The following is a 26,593-nucleotide window of genomic DNA, read 5'->3' on the forward strand; positions in this document are numbered from 1 at the left end:
GTCGCTTGACCATTTGAGACAGGCAGGGAAAACACCGTGACGTCCTATCTACGCAGCGCGAGCCTGAGCAACTACGGCGAATTGGCGCGCAGCCTGGGCCTGGATCCCACCCTGATGCTGTCGCGCGTGGGGCTGCCCCCGGGCTGTCTCGACAGCGCCGACCTGCGCTTGTCGGCCGACGCGGTGATGGCGCTGCTGGAACTGTCGGCGCGAGAGTCGGGGGAACAGGCCTTCGGGCTGCGCCTGGCGCAGACGCGGCGGCTGTCCACCCTGGGGCTGGTGGGGATGCTGGCGCGCGACGAGCCCACGCTGCGCGAGGCCATCGCCACCCTGGTGCGCTATGGCCGGCAGCACAACGAAAGCCTCGTCGCCCGGCTGGAAGAGTCGGGCGAAGTCGCGGTGATCACCCAGGAACTGCTGCATGCGCCCAGCGCGGGCCGCCAGTCCATCGAGCTGGCTGTCGGCGCCATGCACCGCATCCTTCGCCTGTTGCTGGGGCCGGAGTGGTCGGCCCGCGCCGTGTGCTTCATGCATCCGGCGCCCGCCGTCCTGGACATTCACCGACGGCTCTTCGGGCGCAGCGTGCGCTTTTCGCAGGAGTTCAATGGCATCGTGCTGCGAAGAACCGACCTGGACACGCCGATGGCCATGGCCGACCCGGTGATGCGAGGCTATGCCCATCAAATGCTGGCCGAGGCAACGCCGTCGGAGCGCACACGCACGCGCCATGAGGTGCAACACATGATCCTGGCCCTGCTCTCAACGGGACGGTGCAATGCGGATCAGGTCGCGCTCCACATGGGCATCGATCGGCGCACCGTCCATCGCCGGCTGGCCCGGGAGGGTTGCAGCTTTTCGGCCCTGCTTCAGCAGATCCGGCAGGAACTCATGGCACGCCACCTCAGCGGAGGCCGCCTCCTGTCGGAAATCGCTCCCCTTCTCGGGTTCGGCAGCCTCAGCGCCTTTTCAAGGTGGCGCAGGACCCACTGAGGATGCGCTGTCCACGTCGCCCCACCCCTGCGCCAGATTGGCAGGTGGCATCCAGCTCTCCATGGAAAACGCAGCGCGATCCTGCGCCTCGCCACGCAGTTGCTCGGTGAAGCTCCTCGCGGTTTGCGGCTGCAGCGCTTCCGGGTCCACGTTGGCCGAGCCACCCTCGCCAGGAATGATCATCTCGGGCTCCGGTGCAAAGAGCGAGGGAGCATCCAGCAAGCCATCGGCGCTCAGGTTCACGCGCCCTTCGCGGCCCAGCAAGCGGGCCATGCTGAGTTCGCGGTCCACGCGGCCTTCCGCCACGGCGCGCGCCACGAATTGCCCGTTCACCCGTCCCAGGCCTGCGCCGATGGAGGGAAAGCCGAAGTCGTCGGCCAGGGGTGCCAGCACGCGCGTGCCGTCGGAGCGCCATGACGAGAACTCCAGGCCGCGCGCAATGTCCCGCACCACCGGTTGCACGAAGATGGCCGGCTGTAGCTGTGGCAGCGGTTCGTTCTGGAAAATTGATCGATCGCGCTGCGGGAAGATCTGGTCGCCTGGCGCCGGCACGAAGGGTGCGGCAATGTCCAGGAGAACCGTGAGCTGCGCCTGGTCGGTGGCGCCCCTCAGGTCTGCCACGGTATAGGTGAAGTAGTCATTGAGCACCTGGCCCCTGCCCGCCGCCGCCAGCACGTCCGGGTTGCTTTGGTCGATGGTGTAGGTGTAGCTGCCATCCGCGTTGATCTCCAAGGTACCGTAGCGGCCCGACAGTGGCTGGCCAAGGCTTCCGGCCGCGCCGGTGCCGTTCCCGGCGCCCGCGCGAATGGCCACCACCGTGCGCGCATCGCCGCCATCCACATCGCTGTCGTTGGGCAGCACGTTGCCCGTGGTCTGCGGCGCAGCCACCTGGTCGGAGGCGTCGGTCGTGTCGTCGAGAGCCACCGGGTTGTCGTTGGCCCCCTGGATGGTGATGATGAAATTGGCTCTGGACGTGGCACCTGCGGTGTCCCGCATGAAGTAGCTGAACCGCTCGGTCAAGGTTTCTCCGGCAAGGCGCAGCGCCTGGACGACGGGGTTGTCGTTGTCGACGTCGTAGGTGTAGCTGCCGTCGGCGTTGAGCACCAGGCGACCGTAGAGACCTTGCAACGCGGACCCGGCTGTGGCGCTCTTGCCATCGCTGCCCGCAAAACTCAGCACCTGCCGGGTCTCGCCATTTGCCGCGCTGTCGACATCGCTGTCGTTGTCCAGCACATTTCCTCGCGGGTCGACGCCTGGCGTCGCGTTGGCGATGCCCCCGGCTTCCACCGCGGTGGCGGTGTCGTCGGCGGCGATGGGGGTGTCGTTGCGGCCGTCGATCACCACGCGCAGTTCCGACGTGGCGCGTGCGCCCCAGGGAAAGTCGGTGATGGTGTAGGTGAACACGTCGGTCAAGGTCTGGCCGCTGATGCGCAAAGCCTCGACCGCAGGCAGGTCGTCGTTGACCACGTATTCCCACGCGCCGTCGCGCTGCATCGTGAGGGTGCCGTACAGGCCCTGCACCGTCGTGCCGAGGCCGCCGACCGCAGCGCCGGCGGAGGAGTCTCCGGGCCTGACGCCCACGACGAAGCGCTGATCTCCCTCGACGTCGGTGTCGTTGGCAAGGGCATTGCCGTTCGGGGACGGTTGCGTGTCGACGTTGTGCAGTCCCCCGGCCTCGATGGCGTCGCCCTGGTCCGGCACTGCAATGGGCGCCTGGTTCACGCCACGAATCACCACGGTGAGCTGGGCCAGGTCGGTGAGGCCGCCCAGGTCCTGCGCCGCATAGGTGAATCGCTCGGTCACGAACCCGAGGGGTCCCAACGCGAGGATGGCGGGGTTCAGGCTGTCCACCTCGTAGAGATAGCCGCCGTCGGCACCGACGTTGAGCCAGCCGTACTGGCCCGTGATGCGGACGCCGCTTGCGAGCGTGCTTCCCGCGGGCACCGCCGTCATGCCGCCGGGCCCATCCGTCTCGGGGCCGGCGCGCACCGCGCTCACATGCAGCACGTCGCTGTTGTCCACATCGCTGTCGGCGCCAAAGACGATGACGCCCAGGAAGTTGTCGTCGGTGAGCAGGTTGCCCTCGGGGTTGATCGCCGTCCTGAAGGGGTTGTTTGCCACCGCGTAGGTGGCGTTGTCCCGGGCCACGGGGGCATCCCAGGCGCCATTGATGGTGACGTCCAGTTGCGCGGAGTCCGCGGCGCCCGCCAGGTCCTTCAATGCGTAGGTGAAGCTCTCCGACAGCGTCTGGCCGGGCCGCAAGGCATCCACCGCGGGATTGCCGTTGTCGACAACGTACTGGTAGCTGCCGTCGTACGAGATGACGAGCGAGCCGTAGGTGCCTGCGATCGTCACGCTGCCGTTCAGCGGCACACCGGTCAACGGGCCGCCCCTTGTTTCGCCGCCGCTGCGCGCACCGAGCACGAAGCGCTGGTCGTTGGTGTCCACATCGGTGTCGTTGACGAGAACGTTGCTGACGGGATCGATGCCGGCCGTGCCGTTGCGCGTGCCACCCGCTTCGGTCGCCTGGATGGTGTCGTTCACCCCCACCGGGTTGTCATTGCGCCCGTGGATCACCACGACAAGCTCGCCCTTGGCCGAGAGGCCCTGGCCGTCGTCGACCGTGTAGGTGAAGTACTCCTGGATGCGGTCGGTATCGAGCAGCAGGGCCTGCACCGCGGGATCGAGGTTGTCCACCCTGTATTCGAAGGCGCCGATGGCGGCGACGAACAGCGTGCCATACGTGCCCCTGATGACCGTTTCGCCAGTGGGCGACACAGGTTGATCCGTGCCGGGCACGTTCGGTCGGCCGGGTCGTACGAACGTGAGCGTGATCACATTGCCGTCCGGGTCGAGCGCGGGACCACGGACGTCGCTGATCGGGTCCACGCCCGCGGACTGGTTGTTGAAGCCACCGGCTTCAATGGCGAGTTCGTTCACGTCGCCGGCGACGGGAGGGTCGTTGACGCCCTTCACCTGCACCACCAGTTGCGCCAGGTCGGTCAGGCCACCCGTGTCCGCCAGCCGGTAGGTGAAGACGTCGTTCAGGGAACCGCCTTCGGGCAGCGCGTACACCAGGGGATTGGTGCTGTCCACGTCATAGGCATAGCTGCCGTTGGCGCCGATGGTCAGCGTGCCATACAGGCCCTGCAGCACCGTGCCGCCGCTGGCGCTGGAACTGCCCGCTGCGACCGCGCCCAGCGCGCCGCCCGCGGCTTCGGTGCCAGTGCGGATGCCGTTGACCTGCAGCACCGTGCTGGGCTGGTCGGCCCTGTCGATGTCGCTGTCCACGCCATTGCCGTTGTTGTCGGTGATGACGTTCCCGCCGGGGTTGATCTCCGGCCGGCTCAGGTCGGAAGGAGCGGCCTGCGCTTGCGCGGCGTTGTCCGTGGCCACCGGGTTGTCGTTGCGGCCGCGAATGATGATCGTGAGGTTGGCCAATGCATCCAGCGCACCCACGTCCGTCACGCGGTAGCTGAACACCTCGGACAGGATCTGGTTGTCGTTCGACAGGGCTTGCACGGCCGCGTTGTTGTTGTCCACCACGTAGCGGTAGCTGCCGTTCGACCCGATGGTCAGCGTGCCGTACAGGCCCGTCACGACCAGACCGCTGCCGCCGCCCGTGCTGCCGGGCACCGGCAGGATGGGGCCGGGATTGGATTCGGGAATCAGGCGGATGCCGGTCACGGTCAGCGCCTCGCCGACCACATCCTTGTCGTGGTCGCCCGTCAGCGGATCGGTCAGCACGTTGCCAGTTGCATCGCTGCCGGGGATGTTGTTGGCAACGCCGCCGGCCTCGACGGCCGTGCCCTCGTCATCGACCGGGATCGGCGTGTCGTTGGCGCCGTGGATGGTGACTGTGAGGCGGCCGATGTCGGTTGCCCCTGCGATGTCGCTCACCACGTAGTCGAAGCTTTCCTGCAGCGTCTGGTCGGGCGTGCGAAGCGCCTCGACGGCCGCGTTGCTGTTGTCGACGATGTACTGGAAGAGGCCATTGCGGTCCACCACCAACCGGCCGTATTGACCGACGATCTCACGCAGGCCTGTGGGCGGCACCGGCTGCCGGGCCTGGTCGGCCAAGCCGATCTCGGTCACGCGAAGAACGTCCGGCGGGATGTCGTTCAGGTCCGGGTCGACGTCTTTGCCGAGCAGCCCCCCCGGCGGGTCGAAGCCAGGCTGCTGGTTGTCGGTGCCCCCGGCTTCCCGAGCGTTCGCATTGTCGTCCACCGCCACGGGCGGATCGTTCACCGGCGCCAGCACGATCAGGAAATCTGCCGAGGCACTGAGCGCGTCCTGCGCTTCGCCGGGAATGCCGTTGCGATTGTTGGCATCGCCGAAGTTGCCGTTGTCGGACACCACGAGGAACAGGCGGTCATTGCCGTTGTAGTCCCGCCGGCCCTGGTACAAGAGCATGTCCAGCGCCGCGTTCAGGTCGGCCAGCGCCCCGGTGAGAAACAGCGTCCCGGTGCCCGAACCGCTCACCGTCACGCCGGTCGGCACGCCGGACAGCGAAAGCGTGCCTTGGCCGACGTTGAGTCGCACCGTGAGCGGGCTTGCCGGGTTTGGGTTGCGCTGTGCGTCCGGGTCCGCCACCACGATGCCGTGGATGGCCAGCGGCACGTCTTCCAAGCCGTTCTGCGTGCCGGGCACGGCAAACGTGGGTGGATCATTGTGCTCGACGTAGCCGGCATTCGCGATCACGGTGACCACGCCCTCCGGGGTGCTGGCGTCGATCGCGAAATCCACCTGGCCGAGCGTGCCCGCATCGGTATCGATGCGCACATCCATCAGTCCCGCGGCAGCATCGTTGATGTCGGTGATGGGCCCCGTGGGCATCGTGATGCGGTAGACACCCGTGGGCAGCAGCGTGAAGTGGTAGGCCCCGGCGAGGTCGGTGATGGTGGTGAACGTGCGGTTGTCAGCGGTGGTAAGCAGGTCGTTGTCCACGCCACCCCAGGTCAGGGTCACGGTCTTGCCTTGCAGCAGCGGTTCGGTGAGCGCGGGCGCAGGTGTGGAATTGGCGGAGAAGGTGTCGTTCCACAACACCCCGGCCACGCGGCCCAGGCCGGCCGCCGTGCGCAGCAGGTAGCCGTTGGGACCGATCCCGGTGCCGATGCGCTCGCCATCGCGCTGACCGTCGCTGCCGACGATGTCACCGCCCCATTCCGTGAAAGTCTCGGGCAGGCTGGTCCAGGTCAGGATGGTGTTGACCGGCAGCACCGCCTCGTCGTTGAGCAATATGGCCGTGTACACCACCTGCACGCTGCTGCCGATGTTGATCTGATCGAAGTCGATCGCTACACCGGAGGGTCCAATGAATGTGCTGATGCCCGGCGGCAGATTGCCCGGCGTATAGGTATTGCCGTCAACCTTGATGCTGACCAACTGGTAGTTGATGGCCCGCGGGTAGTTGACCGCCAGGCGCGTGTTGAAAGCCGCCACGCCGCCGTTTTGCGTGAAGTCCACCTGGAACGTGGCCGTGCCGCTGTTGCCCGAGGGATTCGGGTCGAAGTCGATCACCCGGTTCAACAGGCTGTTGAAGGAGGGCTCGACAATGCTTTCTGTGAGGGTCTCGGTCCCCCCGAGCTGGACGCCGTTCGAGAATTCATGAACGGTGGCATTCAGCTGCGCGCCGGTCCGCACCGCGGCCACGTTGGCCACGCGCACGTTGAACTCGATCACGATGCCTTCCAGGTCGAGGTCGTTCGGCGGATTGGTGATGGTGCCCAGGTTGAAGGTGATGACCTGCCGCCCCTGTGCATTCGTGGTGACGGTGATGCGCGTCGGATCGAAGACGCCCAGCGGCGCCGGGCCGGTCAGGGTGGGGGTGATGAGTTGCGCTTCCGGGCTGTTCTCATTGCCGTCGACATGCACCGGCGTGAGATTGATCGTCAGCGTGGCGTCGCTGGTCATCCAGGCACTTTGCGGGCCATTGGAGACGAGGCCGACACGGATGTTGTTCAGCACGTCGGTGGGCACGATGAAATCGAGCCCCGCATCCAGCGTGATCTGCAACTGGTAGTTGGGTGTGACGCCTTCGGGCATCAGCACCGCGGCGCGATAGCGAATGATTTCGCCGACCGTGACGTTCTCGACCGGGTTGTCGGTGGGCGTTGGCGCGATCGTGTTGTCCAAGCCGCCGACGCGTGAGAAGCGCATGCCCGAGGCCACGGGTATGTTCAGCGTCGTGGTGAGCCGGTAGTCGTTGAGCACGCCGCTGTTCAACGCGCCGTTGACGCCGGTGCGCTCGCCGGCCGGGTCGGCCGCGCCGCCGACGGTGCCGTCCAGGCTGGTCCATTGCACCGTGGCACTGTTCGGAATGGCCGGCACTGCGGCGGCCGTGGCGTTGATCACGCCGCTCAGGTGCAGCGTGATCGTGCCGCCCCTGGCGACATCGATGTTGGCAGTCAGGGCCGTGGCCAGCGAAGTACCGCTCAGGACGAAGTCCGGGCCGCCATGATTGGTGGCGCCTGCGCCATAGACCACGCCGGTGAGCGCGATGTTCGACAGCTGCGTCGGCAGCGGGTTCAGGAAGCTGATGTCGAAGGCGTCGAAGTCCGTTGCGCCGGTGCCGTTGGTGATGGTGATGTCCCACTGGACCACATCCCCCTCGTCGAAGCCCAGGCCCGGCGGCGTGACCAGGGTCTGCGCGATCTGCAGCGTGGGCTCGCGCACCGTGATGCCCGGCGCGCCACCTGACAGTGCCACGTTGCGCGTGATGGCGGTGCTGCCGTTCGCAGTGTCGCCGTCGAGGTCCGAATAGCTCAGCTGCGCGCTGTTGGTCCGCGTCTGGCCCGCCTGGTTGGCCAGGGTGTTGCTCGCTACCAGCCGCAAGCGGATCACGAAGCTGTTGTTGTTCAGGACGTTGTCGCCCGTGACCTGTGCGCTGCTGAAGGTAAAGCGCGGGTCCACGCCGTCGTCGCCCAGTACGCCCGAGACGGCGCTCACGCCGCTGATGACCACCGTGCCGTTGAGGCTGGCGGGGAGCGAACCGGTCTGGACGTTGCTGGTCAGCAGTTGGTAGCCGGTGCCGTTGTTGAAGCTCATGTCCAGCCGCAGCCCGGTCGGAACCAGGTCGGTGAGCACAAGCGAAGGCGCGACGCCTTCGGGCAGCGTCACGACGATGTCGTAGAGCATGCTCTCGCCGATCACCAGGTTCGAGCCGCTGGTGTGCGTGGCGCTGGAATCGCCGTTGTCCAGCGAGCCGTCGGCGTAGGACTTCGTCACGGATGGGGCGGCCACCTGCTGGGCGGCGATGTCGCTCAGGTCGGTCGGCGTGAAGTCCGTGCCGCCTTCGGCACTGGCGTAGCGGTTCAACGTGCCGGTGCTTTGCAAGGTGCGGCTGGCTTCGATGCTTTGCGCCACCACGGTGTCGTAGGTGATGACCACGAGGTTGCGGCCAGCGGTGTCGGCTGCCGAGCCTGGGCGTCCCGCGAGCAAACTGCCTTGGTTGCCCGCGTCCAGGAATGTGATGGCGTTGCCCGAGACGGCATAGTCGGTGCCGAGCACCAACTGCGACCCGTCGCCGCGGAAGACGAGCACGTTGGCAGTCGCCAGGCTGCCACCCACGAAGCCGATGCCAGCCGGCAACGCAATGCTCGTGGCCACATCGAAGGCATTGCCGCCGCCCGTGTTCTCGATGGCGGTGGCCATGCGCACCGTATCGCCCGCATCGATGCCTGAAACGCTGCCGTCGATGGCAGCCAGGCTGTTCACGCTGCCGGTGAACGGCACGCCGGAGGTGCCGGGCGCGCTCCAGCTGCCGGTCGTGCCCGTCACGGTGCCGTGGGTGGTCGACACCACGCCGTGCGTGATGTTCAGCACCGGCTCGGCGATCGACGCAATGCGCGTGACGTCGTAGGAGATCAATTGCTGGTCCGTCAGCGTGGTCAACTGCCTGGACTGACCCAGCACGCTCAATGAGCGCTGGTCGGCAAAGGGCTGGTCGCCGACCCGCAAGGTGAACGCCACGACAATGCGGCTTCCGTTCGCCGGGGTGGCGTAGTCAGGGAAGGTGAAGACCACCGAATTGCCGGCACCGCTCGACACCGTGGGTGGGGGCCCCGGGTTGGTGTTGCCCGTGTCCAGCTCCCACTGTCCCGCTTCATCGCCGTTGCTCCAGGCGATGCCGGCCACACTGAACAGCGGCAGCGGCAGGTACGCCCTCAGGCTGAAGGACTCGTAGTCGCCCGTGACCAGGTCGTAGCTCAGCTGGAAGGTGACCAGATCGCCCGGACGCAGTTCGCCATTCGCGGGCGGCGTGCCGTTGTTCACGGACACGAGCTGGATGTCGATCGTGCTGGTGGGCACGGTGGACGTGGTGCCCGAACCGTCGCTCTGGTTGCCCGCGACGCTGGCAGGCGCGTCCAGGATGGTGGCGGTGACAACCGCGTTGTTGCCCACCGAGTCGCCTTCGTTGATGTCGCTGTGCGGCGCCCCCGCCGGCGGCTTGTAGCTCTGGCCGATCGTGGCGGTGTAGCTGATCCTGGCGCGGGTGGCTCCAAGCTGGCTGGAGTCCATGGCGAGGTCGCCATTGAGGTAGGCGCGCAGCGGGTCGTTGTTGCGCAGCGATTGGGCAATATCGAAGGTCAGCGAAGTCGAACCGTCGGGGTTCACCACCGGGGTGGCAACCAGCGCAATGGTCTGCGTGGCGCCGCCGATGCTGAAGCTCAGCGTTGGCGTTCCGGCCAAGGTCTGCCCGTCGGTCAGTTGGTCCTTCACGACGAACTGGCCTTCCTGCAGGATGTTGCGGCCGAACACGAAAAAATCCGAGATCGTGATGTCGAACTGGTAGGCCAGCGTGTCGCCTGGCGTCAGGCCCGCGTGCCCGGTTTCCGTCTGCAGCGTGGCTTGCTTGATGAGCGCGATGGACCTGGCCACGAAGCTCGTGTCTTCGCCGCTGGCCGTGAAGTCGATGGAGGTCGCGGGCGGCGTGAGGTCACGCGGATCCAGCGGCACCCATCCGCCCCTGGCTTGCGCCGCCGCCACCGTGATCGTGCGCGGATTGCCGGTTTTCGGATCGAGGATGGCCGCGGCCTCGGCATCGGCATCGGGCACGTAGAACGCCACCACGGTGTTGGTGGCGACCGACAGCGAGGCGTAGGTCACGGTGAACGAGTCGATGAAGTCGCCGGCCGCGATGGCCCGGGCAATGTCGTTCGGGTCGGTCAGCACGGTGCCGCTGTGCAGTCTGATCGACGTCAGCGTGCCGCCGGCGCCCGGCGTGATGGCGGTCACCTGGATGGTGATGGGCAGATCCTGGACGACCTCGACATGGGTGAGCGTCTGGCCGAGCGCGGGCGTCGCGGTGACCGTCAGCGTGCGACCGTAGTTGGGGCCGGTGGCGGTTTCGCCTTCGGGCGCGTTGATGGTCTCGTCGAAGGTCAGGACCGTGGGGTGGACCTTGTATTGGACAAGTCCCGTGCCGATCAGGCTGGGGTCCTGCTTCGGGTTGAAGAGCGCGTCGTTGCCCAGTTCGAAGCCGCCGCGCACCGCAATGCCCAGGTCGGGGTTGCCGTTGGAATAGGCCGTGTCGGCCAGGTTGCTGAGGTTGACCGTCACGTTGACCGGAATGACCGGCTGGTCGTTCGCCACGCTGCCGTAGGGCAGGGAGATGACGACCATCAGGTCACCCGCGCGCATGCCAACGCTGGCCGCCGTGACGATGACCGGGTTGCCGTTGGCATCGCGGGCAAACGGGTGTGTCGCGTTTCCATTGGCATCGAAGGTGACGACGTTGGCGCCGAGCGTCTGGCCCAGGTAGGTGGCCGAGGCGAAAGTCACGCCGTCATTGCCGTCCTTGCCGGTCGCCGGCAGAAACACGTCGATGAACGGCGCGTAGCCGACCTGGGCGGAGTTGTTGGAGAAGTTGACCGTGAAGCTGGCCTGTTCGCCCAGAAGCACGTCACTGCCGCCACTGTCCAGCGCGACGGTGGGTGCTGCGTTGGCCAGCAGACCTGCATAGGCGGCAGACGCTTCGGCACCGATCGCCAGGGGTTTGTCGATGACGCCGCTGACCACTTCCAGGTTCCAGTTGCCGCCTGCCGCGGTGCTTCCGGTTGCGTCGCTGGAGGCGCCCACGTCGGCGCCGGTGAGTTGGGCCAGTTGGGCGACCAATGCCTGGCCGGCGGGGCCCGCGCCGATGTCGCAGCCATACAGCTGGATGTCGGCGCCTGCATTGAGTTGCGCATGCCAGCTGGAAAGCACGGTTGCGGCATCCCTGAGCGCGTCGCGGTCCAATGTGGCGTTGCCCAGCGTGAACTGGCCGGAGGCGCCGTGCGAGAAGATCTGGATGGAATCCACATGGCCCAGTTCGGCGAGCGCGGCCGAGATGGCGGCCAGGCCATTTGTCCGGGTGTCCACGACCAGCACCTTGGTGTCGGTGGGGGGCTTGGCGGTGAGCTGCTCGCGGTTCTCGACGCGGGAATCGACCACCACCAGGTTGAGGGTGGGCGGCTGGACAGTCGGTGCTGCCGCAGGCGCCGCAGTGGCCGGCGCACGGGCAGCCAGGTCGACCGGGCCGGCCGGTGCCGTGGCGCCCGCGTCATTGTCGTGGTGATGGTCGACCGCCGTGGCCGCAGCACCGTCGAACATGATGCGCGGCTCCAGCGCCAATGCATGGGAACGCGGTCGCAAGATGGATGTACTGCGAGCTTGGGACGGAGTGGCCATGCGGTGGTCCAAAGTACGTCTGACGAGCGGGCCATCATTGCAGGCAGCGGCGCGTGGCTCAAGCAAAAAATAACGCCGCGTTTCGATTGGTTACATCGAATTGCGATCGCGGCCGGCGTCCTCGTGCCCAAGCTGCCGATTGCGTGGCAACAGTCAGGCATTGCGGGTGAGGCGACTGGCTCGGAACTGCCCCGTGCCCCCTGCAGGCCCTTGCCCGGTGCGTCGATTCGCTGCACCCTATACGCATGGCATCGCCCATCATCGTCAGCATTCCACATCAACTCGGCCGCGCCGAGGCGCGACGTCGCATCGAGGGCGGTTTCGCGAAGATCATCAACCTGTTGCCCGGCAGCAGCGGGGCCCCCAGCGAGCGCTGGGAGGGCGACCGGCTCATCTTCAGCGTCGCGGCGCTGGGCCAGACTGTCTCCGGCGCCATCCAGGTCCTCGATGCCACGGTCACGATGGAGATTGAACTGCCCGGCGTCCTTGGCGTCCTCGCGAGCGGCCTCAAGAACAGGCTTCAGAAAATGGGACAACTGCTACTGACAAAGCAGTAGCGCAGGTTGTGCAGCGGTGCAGGACGATTTCCGGGCGCAAGTCATCTGGTTTGCATGGCGGCGTATCGGCGTTCCTGAGCGGGAAACCTCGCGCCGCTGCAAGGCTGCTCGCTGCCTCGCGCAAGCTTGCAAGCGCGTCGGCAGGAAATTCATGCCTGACCCCTGCTCATGGCCAGTTCCATGCGCAAACCGTTCCACGCGTGCACGCCAGCCTCCCTGCTGCAGATGTGCATCGGCTACGCGAGGAAGGCCAGCGAATGACCGTTCAGGCTGCCCTCGCCCATGCACTGGGCGATTGGGCTGACTGAGCCGAGGTCACGCAAGAAGATTTGACAGCCAATCGCAAGAAAGGGATCAGGCCGCAACGGCCGGATCGAACATGGCGAAGAAGGCCTTGACCTTGGCGTTGTCGTCCGCCTTGGCGGCGCCGCTCTGCAGGGCCGCAGCAACCGTCGTCTTGCCCGTATAGATCTCGGCCCATGACTGGTGCGACAGGCGCAGTTCCGCATCGGCCTTGCCTGCAATCGCACTCTCGCCTTCGCGGAACTCCGCCACGCCGTGGCGCACGGCGAGTGCAAAGGCTTGGCCCTTGTCCTCGATCACGATGCGCAGCGTCACTTGCTGGTTGCCGGCCTTGGCCGGATCCAGGCGCACACGCTGGAACGACACGAAGCGGCCCGGCTCCGCGGCCAGCACGTCCTGCACGCTGGGCAGGATCGCTGTCGGGATCTGCAGCTTGCCTTCCAGCTCCAGCGCCTGGGCCAGGCAGAAGTGACGCGCAATCGTGCCCGAGGCACGGTACGCCATCTCGCGCAGCGCCCTGGCCTTGAGCAGGCGCAGGGCCTGCACGTCGGCACCTTCGGGATCGGCGCTCAGCAGCCAGTTGATCAGCTGCAGCGACCACAGCACTTCGTCGTTCTGCTCCAGCGCCTCGCGCGCCTGGCGCTCGACCACGGCCGCGCCGCCGAAGCCGCGCACAATGCGGCGCGCTTCCTCCTGCGGCGGCAGGCGGTGGATGTTGGCCGCATCACCGTCGAACCAGCCGAAGATGTGGTTGTAGATGTGCGAGGGGAAGTAGTTGAACTCGCCGTAGATCTCCGCGTTGTGCGGCTCGTCGCGCAGCACGTCCGGCAGGCGCACGAACTCGCGCAGCTCGCGCGGTCCCAGCCCCTTGTTGATGCCGCGCATGGTCTGGTCGATCAGGAAGCTGATGGCGTCCATGTAGCGCTCCAGCGTGCCCTGCACCTCTTCCTTGCCGACGACAGGCAGCGCGTGGGTGTTGACCAGGTACGTGGCGCCCAGGTCGCGCAACACGCGCACGCCGGCCATCCACTCGTGCGGCGTGCGGAACACGTCGCCGCGCAGGGTGTAGAAGTTGGGCAGCGTAGGCCACACGAAATTGTTGAGTGCCACGCCCAGTTCCGGGATCCACACGCTCAGCGTGTCTTCGGAGTCGGAAAAGTATTTGGTGAAGAACTGCATCTTCAGACCGGCCACGTCGAAGGTCTCGCCGTCGTGGGCCACCAGGCGGTTGGCGAGCACGGTGCCCTTTTCGCTGATCTTCGGGATGCCGCCCAGGAAGCGCGAGTCCGGGCCGTCGGCCGGCAGGTACGAGCCGAACTGCAGCATGAAGCGCGAAGCCAGCACCGGGGCTGCCTCGGGGAAGGTGCCGCCCGTTGCGAAGCCGGCGCTCAGCACCTCGAAGTTCTGGTTGACCGACGGATGGCCAATGATCATCACGTCGCCCTGCCCTTCGATGATGGGCCTGGTGCCGTGGGCATAGTGGTTGTGGCTGTAGATGACGGCCTTGATCGGCTTGTCGCTGATCTGGCGGATCGCCACGAGTGCGCGCTCGCCGTCCTCGATGTCGTCGCCCGTGTCGTAGATCACCAGGCCTTCGGGCGCCTCGATGATCGTGCGGATCACCAGGCTGCCGCCGACGAAGCAGTGCACGCCCTCGCGCACCTTGATGATCTTCGGCTCGGCGGCAACGGTCTTGCCGATGAGTGAAGTCATGTCCTTGGCGACAACGGCGCCAGTGCGGGTGCTCACGCGTTCGGGCGCGGGGCCCATGTAGCGGGCGACGGTGGTGCCGGAAAGATCGGTCATGTTCTTGTCTCCTGTGGATATTTGCGTTGAATGTCATGTCGCCCGGCGGGTCGGCCCCGGGGCGTGGCGCAAGTGTCGAGGCGCACCCGCTGGCGTGCACATCCGGGCGCTGCAATACTGTCGTGATGCCGACAGATTTCGAATCCAGCAGCGCTTACCGCGTGCTTGCCCGGCGCTTGCTGGAGCAGGCACCCGGCTTCGACCAGTGCCCCGCGCCGACCATCGATGCATTGCTCGAAGGCGCCGGATTCGTGCGGCTCAGGAAGAACGAGGTGCTGTTGCGGCGCGGCGATCCTTGCGATGCACTCATCCTGCTGGTCGAGGGCGCGCTCGAATCGAGCATCGCCTCCGGCAAGGGCCGGCGCCATCTGCTGACCTTCATCCTGCCCGGCATGCTGGTGGGCATCCTGCCCTTCGTCGACGGCGGGGGCGTGGTGCACGACACGGTGGCGCACGTGCCTTCGGTCGTTCTCAGGATGCCGGCGCAGGTGGTGCGCAGCCAGCGCGCCACCGACCCGATGCTGCACATCGCCTTCGAGGTCCAGCTGGCCTCACGTTCACGGCGCCTGTACGACCTGGTGGCCGAAGGCATGCTGCATTCGTTGCGCGAGCGTCTGTCGCAACAGTTGCTCGAGCTCGTGAACTCCTTCGGGCTCCAGCGCGGCAAGGAATGGACGATTGCCCTGCGCCTGCCGCAATCCGACCTGGCTGACCTGCTGGGCGCCACGCGGCAGAGCGTCAACAACGAGCTGCGCGACATGGAGGATTGCGGACTGATCCGCATCGAGCATTCGCACATCGACGTGCTGGACCTCGCCGCGCTGCAGGCGGAGTGCAGCAAGATGCTGGACGGTCCCTGAGGGCTTGCCGGCGTGCCGCGCGGGCGCTCAGCTCAGATCAGCGCGCTGGCGTGACGCGCCAGGCCGCCGGGGTCGACCACCACGACCTTGGCATGCGCGATGCGGATCAGCGCCTGGTGCTCGAGCTTCTTCAGTTCCACGCTCAGGCTCTGTCGGCTCACGCCGAGCATGTCGCTCAGTTCGCTCTGCGTCATGAGGATCTCGATGTCGCGCTGCGCCGCCGCATGCTGCTGCGATTCGACGTTGGCCAGGATCATGATCAGGTGAACCACCCGGGCATGCAGCGACAGCAACTGCTGGAACGCGAACATCTCGTAGAGCTGGCGAGAGCGTCCGCACAGCAGGTGCAAGAGGCGCAAGGCCAGCGATGGCTGCGTCTGCAATTCCGACAGCAGCACCTCACCTGAAAGCTGCAGCAGTTCGGTCGGCTCGTGCGCCTGCGCGTCATGCACGGCGCCGCCACCGTCGAGCGCCGGGATCAGTCCATACACCTCGCCCGGCATGAGGCAACGCGTGACGTGCCGCTTGCCGTCGCGGCCGTGAATGCCGATCTCGAGGCTGCCGGAGCGCACGAAATACATCTGCGTCTGCGGGTCTCCGCGGCGCGCCAACGCCTCGCCGGTGCGCAGGTGGCAAGGCCGGCAATGCTCGGCGAGCCGCTCGACCACCACGGGGTCCAGGTCCGCGAACCACGACACCCGCTGGATGGTCTCGATGGCGGCCAATAGTTGCGATGTCATGGTTTTTTACTAGAGCACTTGTCGGATTTTGGACAGACGCCAAAGGGTCCGGAAATTCAAACTTCGCCCCATTCACAGGACGCCAGAACTATGACAGACAACTTATTGAAAGACCACGCGGTGCCGGCATCGGGCTGCATTGCTGCGTTGCGGCAATGCGGCGTCGGGCACGTGGTGACCGTGCCCGACTGGGTGCAACTCGCCATGCACGCCCGCCTCGAAGCAGGCGAAGAAGGCTTCTCGCTCATCAACACCTGCAACGAGAACCAGGCTGTGACCATTGCGGCCGGCCTCACGCTCGGCGGCCAGCGCCCCGTGGTCGTGATGCAGAACCAGGGCTTCTACAACTGCATCAACACGCTGCGCGCGGTGTGTCTCGATTCCGGGATTCCGCTCGTGCTCATGGTGGGCCAGTTCGGCCGCGAGTTCGACAACTTCGGCGAGCCCGCCACGTCGTCGCGCAGGACCATGGTCCGCCTGATGGAGCCGATGCTCGACACCTTGGGCATTCCCTTTCACCGGCTCGATTCCGCAGCCGACCTGCCTTGCATCGAGAAGGCGTACGCGCAAGCCACCGAGACCGGCAACGCCGTCGTCGTGCTCGTTTCCGCACCTTTGGCCTGGAGCTGAACCATGATGAACATGATCCAAGCCTGCGGCGCCATCGCGCAGCTGCGCCCCGCCGATTCGCTCCTGGTCTCGACCATGGGCGCCATGTTTGTGCTCGACCGCATCGAGGCCAGCCAGGGCCTGCCCAAGCCCGCCAACCGCATCAATGCCGTGCCGCTGATGGGCGGCTCGGCCGGCATTGGCCTGGGCCTGGCACTGGCGCAACCGCATCGCCGCGTGATCGTGGTGGACGGTGACGCGAGCCTGCTGATGGAGCTGGGCATCCTCAACGCCGTCGCGGTGCAGGCGCCGAAGAATTTCCTGCACATCGTGATCCACAACGGCACGCAATTCACCGGGCTGGCGAACATCAACTCGCCGCACTCGGGCTTTAGCTTCGCCCAAGCGGCGCGCAATGCCGGCTACCACCACGCCGAGACGCTGGAAGACCCGGCGGCGTGGCCCGAACGCTTCAGCGCGTTGCTCGGCCATGACGGCCCGGCACTGGTCGACCTGATGGTGGACCCGATGCCGCAACAGACCGGCCCCGGTTTCGAGCAGGCCGAGATGCCGGACATGCAGTTCCAGCGCATGGGCCAGGAAGCCCGCGCCTTGCAGGCCTATCTGAAGGGTTGAGCATGACGCCCGCTGAATACGACTACATCGTCGTCGGCTCCGGCTCGGCCGGCGCCGTCGTCGCCACCCGCCTGAGCGAAGACCCGAACACCCGGGTCTTGCTGCTCGAAGCCGGCGCAGCCAACCACAAGGACTTCTGGGTGCGCACGCCCGTGGGCGTCGCGAAGATCCTCCAGGACCCGCGCTATGTGTGGCCGTCGAAGACCGTGCCACAGAAGGGCCTCGTCGGCCAGCAGGTCTATTGGCCGCACGGCAAGATGCCCGGCGGATCGAGTTCGGTCAACGGCATGATCTTCGTGCGCGGCGATCCGAAGGAATACGACAACTGGGAAAGCCAGCACGGCTGCGAAGGCTGGTCGTACAGGGACTGCCTGCCCTACTTCAAGCGCTTCGAATCGACGACCGCGGGCGACGACAGCTATCGCGGCCGCTCGGGCCCGATCAGCGTCACCCCGCTGATCCACCAGCCCGATCCGCTCTCGGATGCCTTTGTCGCGGCCTGCCAGGAAGCAGGCATTCCGCGCACCGACGACTACAACGGTGCGCAGTTCGAAGGCGTCAACTATTTGCAGCTGTCCACCCGCAAGGGCCAGCGGTGCAGCACCGCGCTGGGCCACCTGGCCACGGCCGAAGGCCGCACGAATCTCGACCTGCAGGTTGAAGCGCATGCCACGCGCGTGCTGTTCGAAGGCACGACGGCTGTCGGCATCGAATACCGCCAGGGCGGGCAGCTCAAGAGGGTCCGCGCGCGCCGTGAGGTGATCCTGTCCGCCGGCCCGATCAAGTCGCCGCAATTGCTGGAGCTGTCGGGCGTCGGCCAGGCCGATCGCCTGCAGGCACTCGGCATCCCGGTGGTGCACGACGCGCCCGAGGTGGGCGAGAACCTGCGCGACCACCTGCAAGCGCGCATCACCTTTGAATGCACGAAGCCCATCACGCTCAACGACGTGCTCAACAGCAAGGTGAAGACGATGATGATGGGCGCGGGCTACCTGCTGACGCGCAAGGGCTTCATGTCCACGCCGTCGACCTCCTCGCATGCACAGGCGCGCACGCGGCCCGAGCAGACGCGGCCCGAATGCAAGATCCAGATGCACTACCTGAGCGCGGGCGATCGCTACGCCAACGCCAAGGGCATGGGGCTCGATCCCTTTCCGGGCTTCTCGGTCGGCTTCTTCCCGCTGCGCCCGCAATCGAAGGGCTGGCTGCACACCGCCGGCACCGACGCCATGGTCGACCCCGTGATCGAGCCGAACTACATGACGCATGAAGCAGACATCACGTCCATGCTCGAAACGCTTCGGCTGGCGCGCAAGATCGTGTCGCAACCGGCCTTGCAGCCCTTCACCAAGCGCGAGACGCGGCCCGGCATCGACATCCAGGACGACGCCGGCCTGCTGCAGTACATCAAGGAATGCGGCCAGACCTCGTGGCACCCGATCGGCACCTGCCGCATGGGCAGCGACGCAACATCGGTCGTCGATCCGCAACTGCGCGTGCGCGGCGTGCAGCGCCTGCGCGTCATCGACTCATCCATCATGCCGACGATGCCTTCGTCGAACACCAATGCCGGCTCGATCATGATCGGCGAAAAAGGTGCGGACCTGGTCCGGGGCACGCGCGGCGCATGACAGAACAAAAACCCGGAGACTTCAAATGACCCATATCCATCGCCGTCAATTCATTGCCACCGCCGTTGCTGCGGCCGCCGTGCCGGGCCTTGCGTTTGCGCAGGCTGCCTACCCCAACAAGCCCATCAAGATCATCGTGCCGCTGCCGGCCGGTGGCGCTGCCGACGCGGGCACGCGCATCATTGCCGCGGCCCTGCAAACGAGGCTGAACCAGCCGGTGGTCGTCGACAACAAGCCGGGCGGCAGTTTCGTCATCGGCGTGCAGGCCACGACCAGCGCGCCTGCGGACGGCTACACGCTGATCGCCCTGAACACCGGCATGCTGGCGGCGCAGGCGGCCTCGAAGCGCTATGACCTGCTCAAGGCCCTGACGCCCATCACGCAGACGGGTCTCACGCCCAGCCTGCTGGTGGTGCCCGCCAAGTCGAGCTTCCAGTCGATGGCCGATCTGGTGGCCTATGCCAAGGCCAATCCGGGCAAGCTGAACTACGGCTCGGTGGGCATCGGCAGCCTGGAGCACCTGTGGCCCACGCTGTTCTGCAAGAGCGCCGGCATCGAGGCCACGCACGTTCCTTTCAAGGGCATGCCCGATGCGATGACTGCGCTGGCGCAAGGCGAAGTGCAGTTCATCTCGAGCGTGTTGCCCGCGGCCACTGCATTCATGCAGAAGGGAATGGTTCGCCCGCTGGGCGCGATCTCGGACCAGCGCCTTGCCAGCATGCCCGACCTGCCCACGCTCAAGGAACAAGGCTTCAAAGTGCCGCCGCTCGAGTTCTGGAGCGGCTATGCCGCGGCGGCGGGGACGCCGACCGCCATCGTCGACCAGTTGCGCAAGGAACTGGCCGCCGTGGCCAACGATCCCGCCGTGCGGGAGAAGTTTGCCGGCCTGTCCACCACCATGGTGGTCAGCGACGGTCCCACGGCCTTCGCCAGGCTCATCGGCAACGACCTGGGCTGGATGAACGAGACCGTCAAGGCGGCAGACATCCGCCTCGAATAAGCGTTGCTTGCCGCGGCCGGATGCCACCACGCCGGCCGCGGCTGAATTCCATGTCCTCCACATTGCACCCGCAACGCACGGGCGAGCACGCGCTCGTCAGTGCCATCGAGCAGGCCTGCTTGCGCAGCGCCGATTGCCGCCCGCGCGTCGAACCGCTTGCCCGGCAATTCGGCTTGTCGCTGCGCACCCTGCACAGGCGCTTGGGCGAAGCCGGCACCAGCTACTTCGAGATCGTCGACGGCGTGCGTGGCCGAGTGGCCATCGAGCACCTCGAACAGACCGACTTGAGCGTCGAAGAGATCGCCCGGCGCCTGGGCTTCTCCGACGTGTCCAACTTTCGCAAGGCGTTCAGGAAATGGACGGGCCAGCCCACGTCCTGGTATCGCACCCGCACGCGCAAGGCGCGGCCTTCGAACTCCTCCAATGCCTTCTCCGCGCGGATGACGTCCGCACCAGCCCCGTCCCGGGATTGAACTTCGCCATGAACAACGCACCCTTCCATACAGCCGCTTCGCACGAAGCCAACGAACGCGTCGCGCGTCTCTTCGCCACGCAGCAAGCCGCCTTCCGGGCCGCGCCCTCCCCCAGCCTGCACGAGCGCCTCGACCGCCTGAAGGCCATCAAGCGACAGATCTCGCGCTACCAGGACGTGCTCGCCGACGCCATGAGCCGCGACTTCGGCCACCGCGTGCACTCCGAATCGAAGATGCTCGACCTGCTCGGCTCGATGATGGAAGTCAACCACAGCATCTCGCACCTGAAGCGCTGGATGAAGCCGAGCCGCCGCTCGACCGAACTGCTCTTCATGACCAACAGCGTCAAGGTGATGTACCAGCCCAAGGGCGTGGTCGGCGTGGTGACGCCGTGGAACCTGCCGATCTACCTGTCGCTCGGTCCGTTGATTGCCGCGTTGGCAGCGGGCAATCGCGTGATGATCAAGATGTCGGAGGCAACGCCTGCGACCAACGCTGTCCTGAAGACTTTGCTCGCCGAAATCTTCCCGGAAGACCTGGTGGCCGTGGTCGGCGAAGAACTGCTCGACCCGAGCGGCTTCACGACATTGCCCTTCAACCACATCGTGTTCACCGGCTCGCCTGCCGTGGGCAGGATCGTGATGCGCGCCGCAGCGGCCAACCTGACGCCTGTCACGCTGGAACTCGGCGGCAAGTCGCCGGCCGTGGTCACGCGCAACTACCCTGTTGCCGATGCGGCCAAGCGCATCACGCATGGCAAGACGACCAACGCCGGCCAGATCTGCGTGTCGCCGGACTATGCGCTGGTGCCGCGTGAGCACGTCGATGAATTCGTCGAGGGCGTGCGCCGTGCGTTCAAGCGCTTGCACGGGGAACAGGCCACGGGTCATGCGGACGTCACCCAGATCGTTGACCAGCGCCAGCACCAGCGCATCATGCGGCTGCTGGACGATGCACGCGCCAAGGGCGCACGCGTCGAATCGTGCGGCCCCGCGCCGGCAACAGGCAGCCGCGCACTGCCGCTGCAGGTCATCACGAACGTGACGCCCGACATGCTGGTGATGACCGAAGAGCTCTTCGGTCCACTGCTGCCCGTCGTGCCCTACGACACGATGGACGAAGCCATCCACTACATCAACGAGCGCGAGCGGCCCTTGGCCCTGTACTGCTTCAGCCACGACCGCGACGAGCGCGAGAAACTGCTCACGCGCACCCACTCCGGCGGTGTCTCCATCAACGACTGGGGCTGGCACGCAGTGAACCACGACGCGCCTTTCGGCGGCATCGGCAACTCCGGCATGGGCAACTACCACGGCGAGGAAGGCTTTCGAGAGCTGTCACATGCGAAGACGGTGTACAAGCGCCACCGCTTCTTTCCGGTCGACCTGTTCTACCCGCCCTACGGCAATCTCGCGCAGCGTCTTTCGATGAAGTTCTTCCTCGGCAAGGCCGATGACAGCCTGCGAGGTCCCGGGCAAAAGCACTGAAATTCCGCGGATGCCGGGCGCGCTCCAAGGGCCGCCCGTCATGGTTTTTCAGTAGGGCACTTGTCGGCTTTTTAACAGACCCAAAAGCCCCCGGAATTCAAACTTCAGCCATGTTCTGAAGGGCAGCACCAGGACACAAAACCAGCGTCATTGCACGCTGGACGCAGGATCCCCCAAGCAGTGCTGCCAGCTTGAAACCCACTCAACCCCGATGGCGCGCGACGAATGCAATGCGCGTCCTCGATCAACGCAGAGACACACGCAATGAATGCAATCGACAGCGCCATCGACTGGCGCGAGGACCATGCCTATCACCTCGGCATGCAGGCCTATGCCTACGGCTTCCCGGCCATGTACTACGCCAAGCTGCGCTTTGGCATGGTGATGCGCCCGCAGGGCCAGATCGACACGCCGCTCAACACCTTCTTCCACATCACCAAGCTGGGCGACCACACGCTGCAATACGGCGGATCGCCCTATCGCGACGGCCTGTATTCCATCGCCTGGATCGACGTGAAGGACGAGCCCGTGGTGCTCAGCGCACCGGCCTGCGGCGACCGCTACGTGAGCATCCAGCTCGCCGAGTTCCATTCCGACCTGCTGGGCTATGCCGGCGGCAGCGTCAACGAGGGCGCAGCGCAGACCTGCCTGATCGTCGCGCCTGATTGGCAAGGTGAAAAGCCCGCCGGCATCGATGTCGTGATCCGCTCGACCACGCCCGGCGTGTTCGGCGTCGCCCGCGTGGCCACGCCCGGTGGCGACGACCTCGAAGCCGCGCAGGCCATCCAGCAGCTGTGCAAGCTCACGCCCTTGTCGAACTGGCTGGCCGGCACCGAGGCCGCGCCGCGCCGCAACGTGCTCGTGCCCACGGCCCCCGACAAGCCGCTTGCGGACTTCCACACGATGCACGCCGCCCTGTGCGAAAACCCGCCGCCGGCAAGCCACGACGTCGTGATGCGGCAGTTCGGCCGCATTGGCCTCGGCCCCTTCGCCCGCATGCCGCTCAACGAACTCGACGACGCCACGAAGCGCGGCCTCGAGCGCGCGCTGAAGGACGGCCCCGCGCTGCTGGCCAAGGTGGCCAAGTCCGGCGGCGACACGCCCGTGATCAACACCTGGTTCTGGGGCGACAAGAACTGGGGCCGCATGGGCGCCGTGGGCGACTACCTCGGCCGTGCCGCGCCGCAAGCCTTCTCCGGCATCGTCGAGCACTGGATCGAGCAATCGACCAAGTTGCGCACCTTCACCGACGCCACCGGCGCCGAGCTCAACGGCGCCAACGACTACGTGCTGCGTTTCGAGCGCGAGCAGATTCCGCAAGCGCGGGCCTTCTGGTCGATCACGCTGTACGACGAGCGCTTCAACCTCGCGGACAACCCGATCGGCCGCTACTCGATCGCCAGCAACACCGCCGGCCTGCAATACGGCGCCGACGGCTCGCTGGAGATCTACCTGCAGCACGCACAGCCCGAAGGCGATCGCGTAGCCAACTGGCTGCCCACGCCGAAGGGTGCCTTCAACCTGTTCCTGCGCACCTACCTGCCGGGAGCCAACATGCTGGACCAGAGCTATGCGCCGCCTGCCGTACGCCGCGTCTGAAGCGGCGCCGGCCGCAAGCCGGACCCCGACACCCACAACAAGAAATAGAGACAACAACGTGACGACTCAAGAGTATCGGCCGGTGCGTGCATGGAGCATCGCGACCATGCTGACGCTGTTCATCCTGGTGAACTTCGCCGACAAGATCGTCGTGGGCCTCGTGGCCGTGCCGATGATGGAAGAGCTCAAGCTCAGCCCGACCGAATTCGGCCTCATCGGCAGCAGCTTCTTCTGGCTGTTCGCCATCTCGGGCATCGTCGGCGGCTTCCTCGCCGATCGCCTGAACACCAAGTGGATGCTGCTGGTGATGGCGCTGGCGTGGTCGGTGTGCCAGTTGCCGATGGCGCTGAGTTCGTCGATGGCCGTCATCATCGTCGCGCGGGTGCTGCTCGGTGCGGGTGAAGGCCCGGCATGGCCCGTGACGGTCCATGCCGCCTACAAATGGTTCCCCGACAACAAGCGCAACCTGCCGGTCGCCTTGTTCTCGCAAGGTGGCGCCATCGGCCTGCTGATCGCCGGCCTGGCCGTTCCGCTGATCACGGCCAGGTACGGCTGGCGCGGGAGCTTCTACGCACTCGCCGCCATCGGTGTCATCTGGGCATTGGTGTGGGCCGTGGTCGGTGCCGAAGGCAAGATCGGCAACAAGGACAAGGCCGCGCTGGCCAAGGCCAAGGCGACCGACGCACCGATGGGCCGCGTGCTCAGGGACCCGACCGTGCTCGGCAACTTCATGCTGCACTTCGTGGGCTACTGGGGCCTGGGCGCTTCGCTCACCTGGTTGCCGGCCTACTTCCAGAAGGGCCTGGGCTACGACAACGTGGCATCGGGGCGTCTCTATGGCGTGGTCGTGGCGGTCAGCATTCCGCTGGTGCTGCTGGTGTCGTGGTGGTCGCAAAGGTTGCTCGCCAAGGGCTGGAGTTCACGCGATGCCCGTGCGCGCTTTGCCAGCATCGCGCTCATCGTGGGTGGCGTGCTGATGGGCATGATGATGCTCGACGGTCCCAGCAACGCGATGCGCATCGGCTTCTTCGCACTGGCCTTTGGCCTGACCACGGCCATCTACTCCCTTGGTCCGGCCATGCTGGCCCAAGTGGCCCCCGAGTCCCGTCGCGGCGCCGTGCTGGCGCTGGACAACTCCATCGCTTCGCTCGCCGGCCTGCTGGCGCCCGCCATCTCCGGAAGGCTGATCCAGGCGACCACGGGAGCCGCCGGCTTCGAGCACGGCTTCGCACTGACCGGCGCCCTGATGGCCATCGGTGGAATCATCGGTTACTTCATCCTCGACCCCGAAGCCTCCGCGGCCAGGCTGCGTCGATAAAAGACATTCAAGGACAAGCATCATGAACACAACTCTCTCTCCCTACATGGGTGGCCCGGTCGACGTGGTCACCGGCAAGCGTGGCGACGTCGCCAACGCCAGCTTCGCCAGACACGCCGCGCAATTCGAGCGCAAGGTCCACACCGTGGCCAAGGGCGTCTGGTGCCACGTCGGCTCGTGCCTGGGCAACAGCACGATGATCGAAGGCAAGACCGGCACCATCGTGATCGACACGGGCGACTGCATCGAGCAGTCCGTGACGCAGAAGGCCGACTTCGCCGCCGTGTGCAGCAAGCCGCTGGCCGCGCTGGTCTACACGCACAGCCACTACGCCTTCGGTTCGCGCACCTGGGTGCCGGTCGAGATGGAAGGCAAGGTGCCGGTTTGGGCGCACCCCGACCTGCTGGTCAACCTGAGCCGCAACGTGGGCGACCTCTCGCCCTTCATCATGCGCCGCATCGCCATCCAGTTCGGCCTGCACCTGCCGCCGGAAGGCCCGGATTCGATGGCCCACCACGGCCTCGGCCCCTTCTTCTACGAGCTCGACAAGTACAAGCCGACACCCGGCTTCGTGCGCCCGACGCACCAGGCCACCGATGGCCTCAAGACCGAGATCGACGGCGTCAAGTTCGAGTTCTTCGACTGCTGGGGCGACACCGACGACACGCTGCTGATCTGGCTGCCCGAGAGCCGCACGGTCATCAACAACATCGCGTGGCCGGCGATGTTCAACATCTACACGCTGCGCGGTGAAGTCTTCCGCAACCCGATCGAGTTGCTGCGCGGCCTGGACAAGATCCTGGAGCTGCAGCCCGAGCACCTGATCGGCGTGCACGGCGTGCCCATCAGCGGACGCGAAGCAGTCGCCCAGGCCATCACCGAGTACCGCGACACCATCCAGTACATCTACGACCAGACCGTGCGCGGCATCAATGCCGGCCTGTCGCCCGATGAACTGGCGAACACCATCGAACTGCCGGAGTCCCTGCGCAACGGCCGCCTGACGCAACAGCACTACGGCGAGATGAGCTACCACGTGCGCCAGGTCTATTCCGGCATGGTCGGCTGGTTCGGCAAGGACACGGTCGAACTGCATCCGGTGGCCGAGCCCGAGGAAGCACGCCGCGTCGTGGCATTGGCCGGTGGCGAAGACAAGTTCTTCACCGCCGCGCAAGCTTCGATGGACCAGAAGGAATACGCCTGGGCCGCGCAGATGGCGACTTGGGGCCTGCGCAACGGTGGCGCGCGTGCGGCCGGGTTCCGCCAGCTCAAGGCCGACGCATTGCGCGCCATGGCCCGGGCCACCACCGCGGCCAACACCCGCAGCTGGTACCTGACGCAGGCCCGCGAGCTCGAAGGCCTGTGCGACACCAACGTGACGCCGGTGACGCTGCTGAACCCCACCATGGTCAAGCAGATGCCCCCGCGCACCTACGTCAACGGCCTGCGCTTCAAGCTGCCGGCCACGCTGAGCGCCAATGGCGCGAAGGTGCTGCACCTGCACTTCACGCAACCTGAGCTGGACTTCACGCTGCTGCTGCGCAATGGCGTCGTCGTGGTCAAGGACGGCGCACCCGCCAACGGCACGAACGCAGACGCGACGCTCGACATGAGCTTCGATACGTGGGCCAGGCTGGTGGGCCGCGAAGCAACAGGCGCCGCGTTGGTGGCCAGTGCCGACATCCAGGCGAGCGGCGACGAAGCGCTTGTCGCTGCAGTTCTGAAAGGCTGAAGAAAATGGCCCGGAAACATTGGCTCGCCTCCTACGGCAGCGTTCCCCACGACATCAACCCCGACGCGTACAGCTCCATCGTCGACATGCTCGAGCAGGCGATGAAGCAGTACGCGGGCAAGACGGCTTTCCGCTCATTCGGGCAGCGCCTGAGCTATGCCGACGTGGACCGCCTGTCGGC

15 protein-coding genes are annotated in these 26,593 nt (G+C 66.2%); 12 read left to right on the forward strand and 3 right to left on the reverse strand.

Annotated features, from left to right (window positions below):
* Positions 1 to 36 precede the first annotated feature (36 nt).
* Entirely contained in the window at positions 37 to 990 is a 954-nt protein-coding gene (locus QTI66_RS21730) for an AraC family transcriptional regulator (protein WP_286561962.1), read from the forward strand.
* Here the strand turns inward: QTI66_RS21730 and QTI66_RS21735 are convergent.
* Positions 967 to 11,583 carry a VCBS domain-containing protein gene (locus tag QTI66_RS21735; RefSeq protein WP_286561964.1) on the reverse strand — a complete coding sequence of 3,539 codons (10,617 nt, stop codon included), beginning with the start codon at positions 11,581 to 11,583 and terminating at the stop codon, positions 967 to 969. The two genes, QTI66_RS21730 and QTI66_RS21735, sit on opposite strands and share 24 nt — an antisense overlap.
* Positions 11,584 to 11,906: 323 nt before the next feature.
* On the opposite strand from QTI66_RS21735, the gene QTI66_RS21740 reads away from it, so the two are divergent.
* Positions 11,907 to 12,218: a polyhydroxyalkanoic acid system family protein gene (locus QTI66_RS21740; RefSeq protein WP_286561965.1), complete on the forward strand. Its 312-nt coding sequence runs from the start codon at positions 11,907 to 11,909 to the stop codon at positions 12,216 to 12,218.
* Between the two features lie 354 nt (positions 12,219 to 12,572).
* Here QTI66_RS21740 and QTI66_RS21745 read toward each other — a convergent pair whose 3' ends face one another.
* The gene (locus tag QTI66_RS21745; RefSeq protein WP_286561967.1) at positions 12,573 to 14,327 is read right to left on the reverse strand and encodes an alkyl sulfatase dimerization domain-containing protein; all 1,755 of its coding nucleotides are present in this window, start codon (positions 14,325 to 14,327) and stop codon (positions 12,573 to 12,575) included.
* Positions 14,328 to 14,452: 125 nt separating this feature from the next.
* Here QTI66_RS21745 and QTI66_RS21750 point away from each other — a divergent pair, with 125 nt between their 5' ends.
* Positions 14,453 to 15,187 carry a Crp/Fnr family transcriptional regulator gene (locus tag QTI66_RS21750; RefSeq protein WP_286561968.1) on the forward strand — a complete coding sequence of 245 codons (735 nt, stop codon included), beginning with the start codon at positions 14,453 to 14,455 and terminating at the stop codon, positions 15,185 to 15,187.
* Positions 15,188 to 15,219: 32 nt separating this feature from the next.
* On the opposite strand, the gene QTI66_RS21755 is transcribed toward QTI66_RS21750, so the two are convergent.
* Positions 15,220 to 15,927, reverse strand: coding sequence for a Crp/Fnr family transcriptional regulator (locus tag QTI66_RS21755; RefSeq protein WP_286561969.1), 708 nt, complete (start codon positions 15,925 to 15,927; stop codon positions 15,220 to 15,222).
* Between the two features lie 90 nt (positions 15,928 to 16,017).
* On the opposite strand from QTI66_RS21755, the gene QTI66_RS21760 reads away from it, so the two are divergent.
* The 9 genes from QTI66_RS21760 (at position 16,018) to QTI66_RS21800 (ending at position 26,412) form a co-directional block, all read left to right on the forward strand.
* Positions 16,018 to 16,557: a thiamine pyrophosphate-binding protein gene (locus tag QTI66_RS21760; RefSeq protein WP_286561970.1), complete on the forward strand. Its 540-nt coding sequence runs from the start codon at positions 16,018 to 16,020 to the stop codon at positions 16,555 to 16,557.
* Positions 16,558 to 16,560: 3 nt separating this feature from the next.
* Complete coding sequence (locus QTI66_RS21765) at positions 16,561 to 17,172, forward strand: thiamine pyrophosphate-dependent enzyme (RefSeq protein WP_286561971.1); 612 nt, start codon at positions 16,561 to 16,563, stop codon at positions 17,170 to 17,172.
* 2 nt (positions 17,173 to 17,174) lie between these two features.
* A complete protein-coding gene (locus QTI66_RS21770) occupies positions 17,175 to 18,803 on the forward strand; it encodes a GMC family oxidoreductase (RefSeq protein WP_286561972.1) in 1,629 nt (542 codons plus the stop codon).
* A gap of 25 nt (positions 18,804 to 18,828) precedes the next feature.
* Positions 18,829 to 19,803 (forward strand): Bug family tripartite tricarboxylate transporter substrate binding protein, encoded by a 975-nt coding sequence (locus QTI66_RS21775; protein ID WP_286561973.1) that lies wholly within the window; start codon positions 18,829 to 18,831, stop codon positions 19,801 to 19,803.
* Positions 19,804 to 19,853: 50 nt separating this feature from the next.
* Positions 19,854 to 20,276, forward strand: a complete 423-nt coding sequence (locus QTI66_RS21780) for a helix-turn-helix domain-containing protein (RefSeq protein WP_286561974.1) — start codon at positions 19,854 to 19,856, stop codon at positions 20,274 to 20,276.
* A gap of 8 nt (positions 20,277 to 20,284) precedes the next feature.
* Complete coding sequence (locus QTI66_RS21785; protein ID WP_286561975.1) at positions 20,285 to 21,763, forward strand: coniferyl aldehyde dehydrogenase; 1,479 nt, start codon at positions 20,285 to 20,287, stop codon at positions 21,761 to 21,763.
* Positions 21,764 to 22,027: 264 nt separating this feature from the next.
* A complete protein-coding gene (locus QTI66_RS21790) occupies positions 22,028 to 23,362 on the forward strand; it encodes a DUF1254 domain-containing protein (protein WP_286561976.1) in 1,335 nt (444 codons plus the stop codon).
* A gap of 58 nt (positions 23,363 to 23,420) precedes the next feature.
* Entirely contained in the window at positions 23,421 to 24,680 is a 1,260-nt protein-coding gene (locus tag QTI66_RS21795) for an MFS transporter (RefSeq protein ID WP_286561977.1), read from the forward strand.
* Positions 24,681 to 24,702: 22 nt separating this feature from the next.
* A complete protein-coding gene (locus QTI66_RS21800) occupies positions 24,703 to 26,412 on the forward strand; it encodes an alkyl sulfatase dimerization domain-containing protein (protein WP_286561978.1) in 1,710 nt (569 codons plus the stop codon).
* Positions 26,413 to 26,593: the final 181 nt, after the last annotated feature.

Origin of the sequence: Variovorax brevis (genome assembly GCF_030317105.1) — a bacterium.
Taxonomy (GTDB): Bacteria; Pseudomonadota; Gammaproteobacteria; order Burkholderiales; family Burkholderiaceae_C; genus Variovorax; species Variovorax brevis.

Excerpts from the sequence above, each read along its gene's own strand:
- QTI66_RS21735 (WP_286561964.1), bottom strand. The coding sequence starts at position 11,583 with ATGTTCGACGGTGCTGCGGCCACGGCGGTCGACCATCACCACGACAAT.
- QTI66_RS21740 (WP_286561965.1), top strand. The coding sequence starts at position 11,907 with ATGGCATCGCCCATCATCGTCAGCATTCCACATCAACTCGGCCGCGCC.
- QTI66_RS21745 (WP_286561967.1), bottom strand. The coding sequence starts at position 14,327 with ATGACCGATCTTTCCGGCACCACCGTCGCCCGCTACATGGGCCCCGCG.
- QTI66_RS21750 (WP_286561968.1), top strand. The coding sequence starts at position 14,453 with ATGCCGACAGATTTCGAATCCAGCAGCGCTTACCGCGTGCTTGCCCGG.
- QTI66_RS21755 (WP_286561969.1), bottom strand. The coding sequence starts at position 15,927 with ATGACATCGCAACTATTGGCCGCCATCGAGACCATCCAGCGGGTGTCG.
- QTI66_RS21760 (WP_286561970.1), top strand. The coding sequence starts at position 16,018 with ATGACAGACAACTTATTGAAAGACCACGCGGTGCCGGCATCGGGCTGC.
- QTI66_RS21765 (WP_286561971.1), top strand. The coding sequence starts at position 16,561 with ATGATGAACATGATCCAAGCCTGCGGCGCCATCGCGCAGCTGCGCCCC.
- QTI66_RS21770 (WP_286561972.1), top strand. The coding sequence starts at position 17,175 with ATGACGCCCGCTGAATACGACTACATCGTCGTCGGCTCCGGCTCGGCC.
- QTI66_RS21775 (WP_286561973.1), top strand. The coding sequence starts at position 18,829 with ATGACCCATATCCATCGCCGTCAATTCATTGCCACCGCCGTTGCTGCG.
- QTI66_RS21780 (WP_286561974.1), top strand. The coding sequence starts at position 19,854 with ATGTCCTCCACATTGCACCCGCAACGCACGGGCGAGCACGCGCTCGTC.
- QTI66_RS21785 (WP_286561975.1), top strand. The coding sequence starts at position 20,285 with ATGAACAACGCACCCTTCCATACAGCCGCTTCGCACGAAGCCAACGAA.
- QTI66_RS21790 (WP_286561976.1), top strand. The coding sequence starts at position 22,028 with ATGAATGCAATCGACAGCGCCATCGACTGGCGCGAGGACCATGCCTAT.
- QTI66_RS21800 (WP_286561978.1), top strand. The coding sequence starts at position 24,703 with ATGAACACAACTCTCTCTCCCTACATGGGTGGCCCGGTCGACGTGGTC.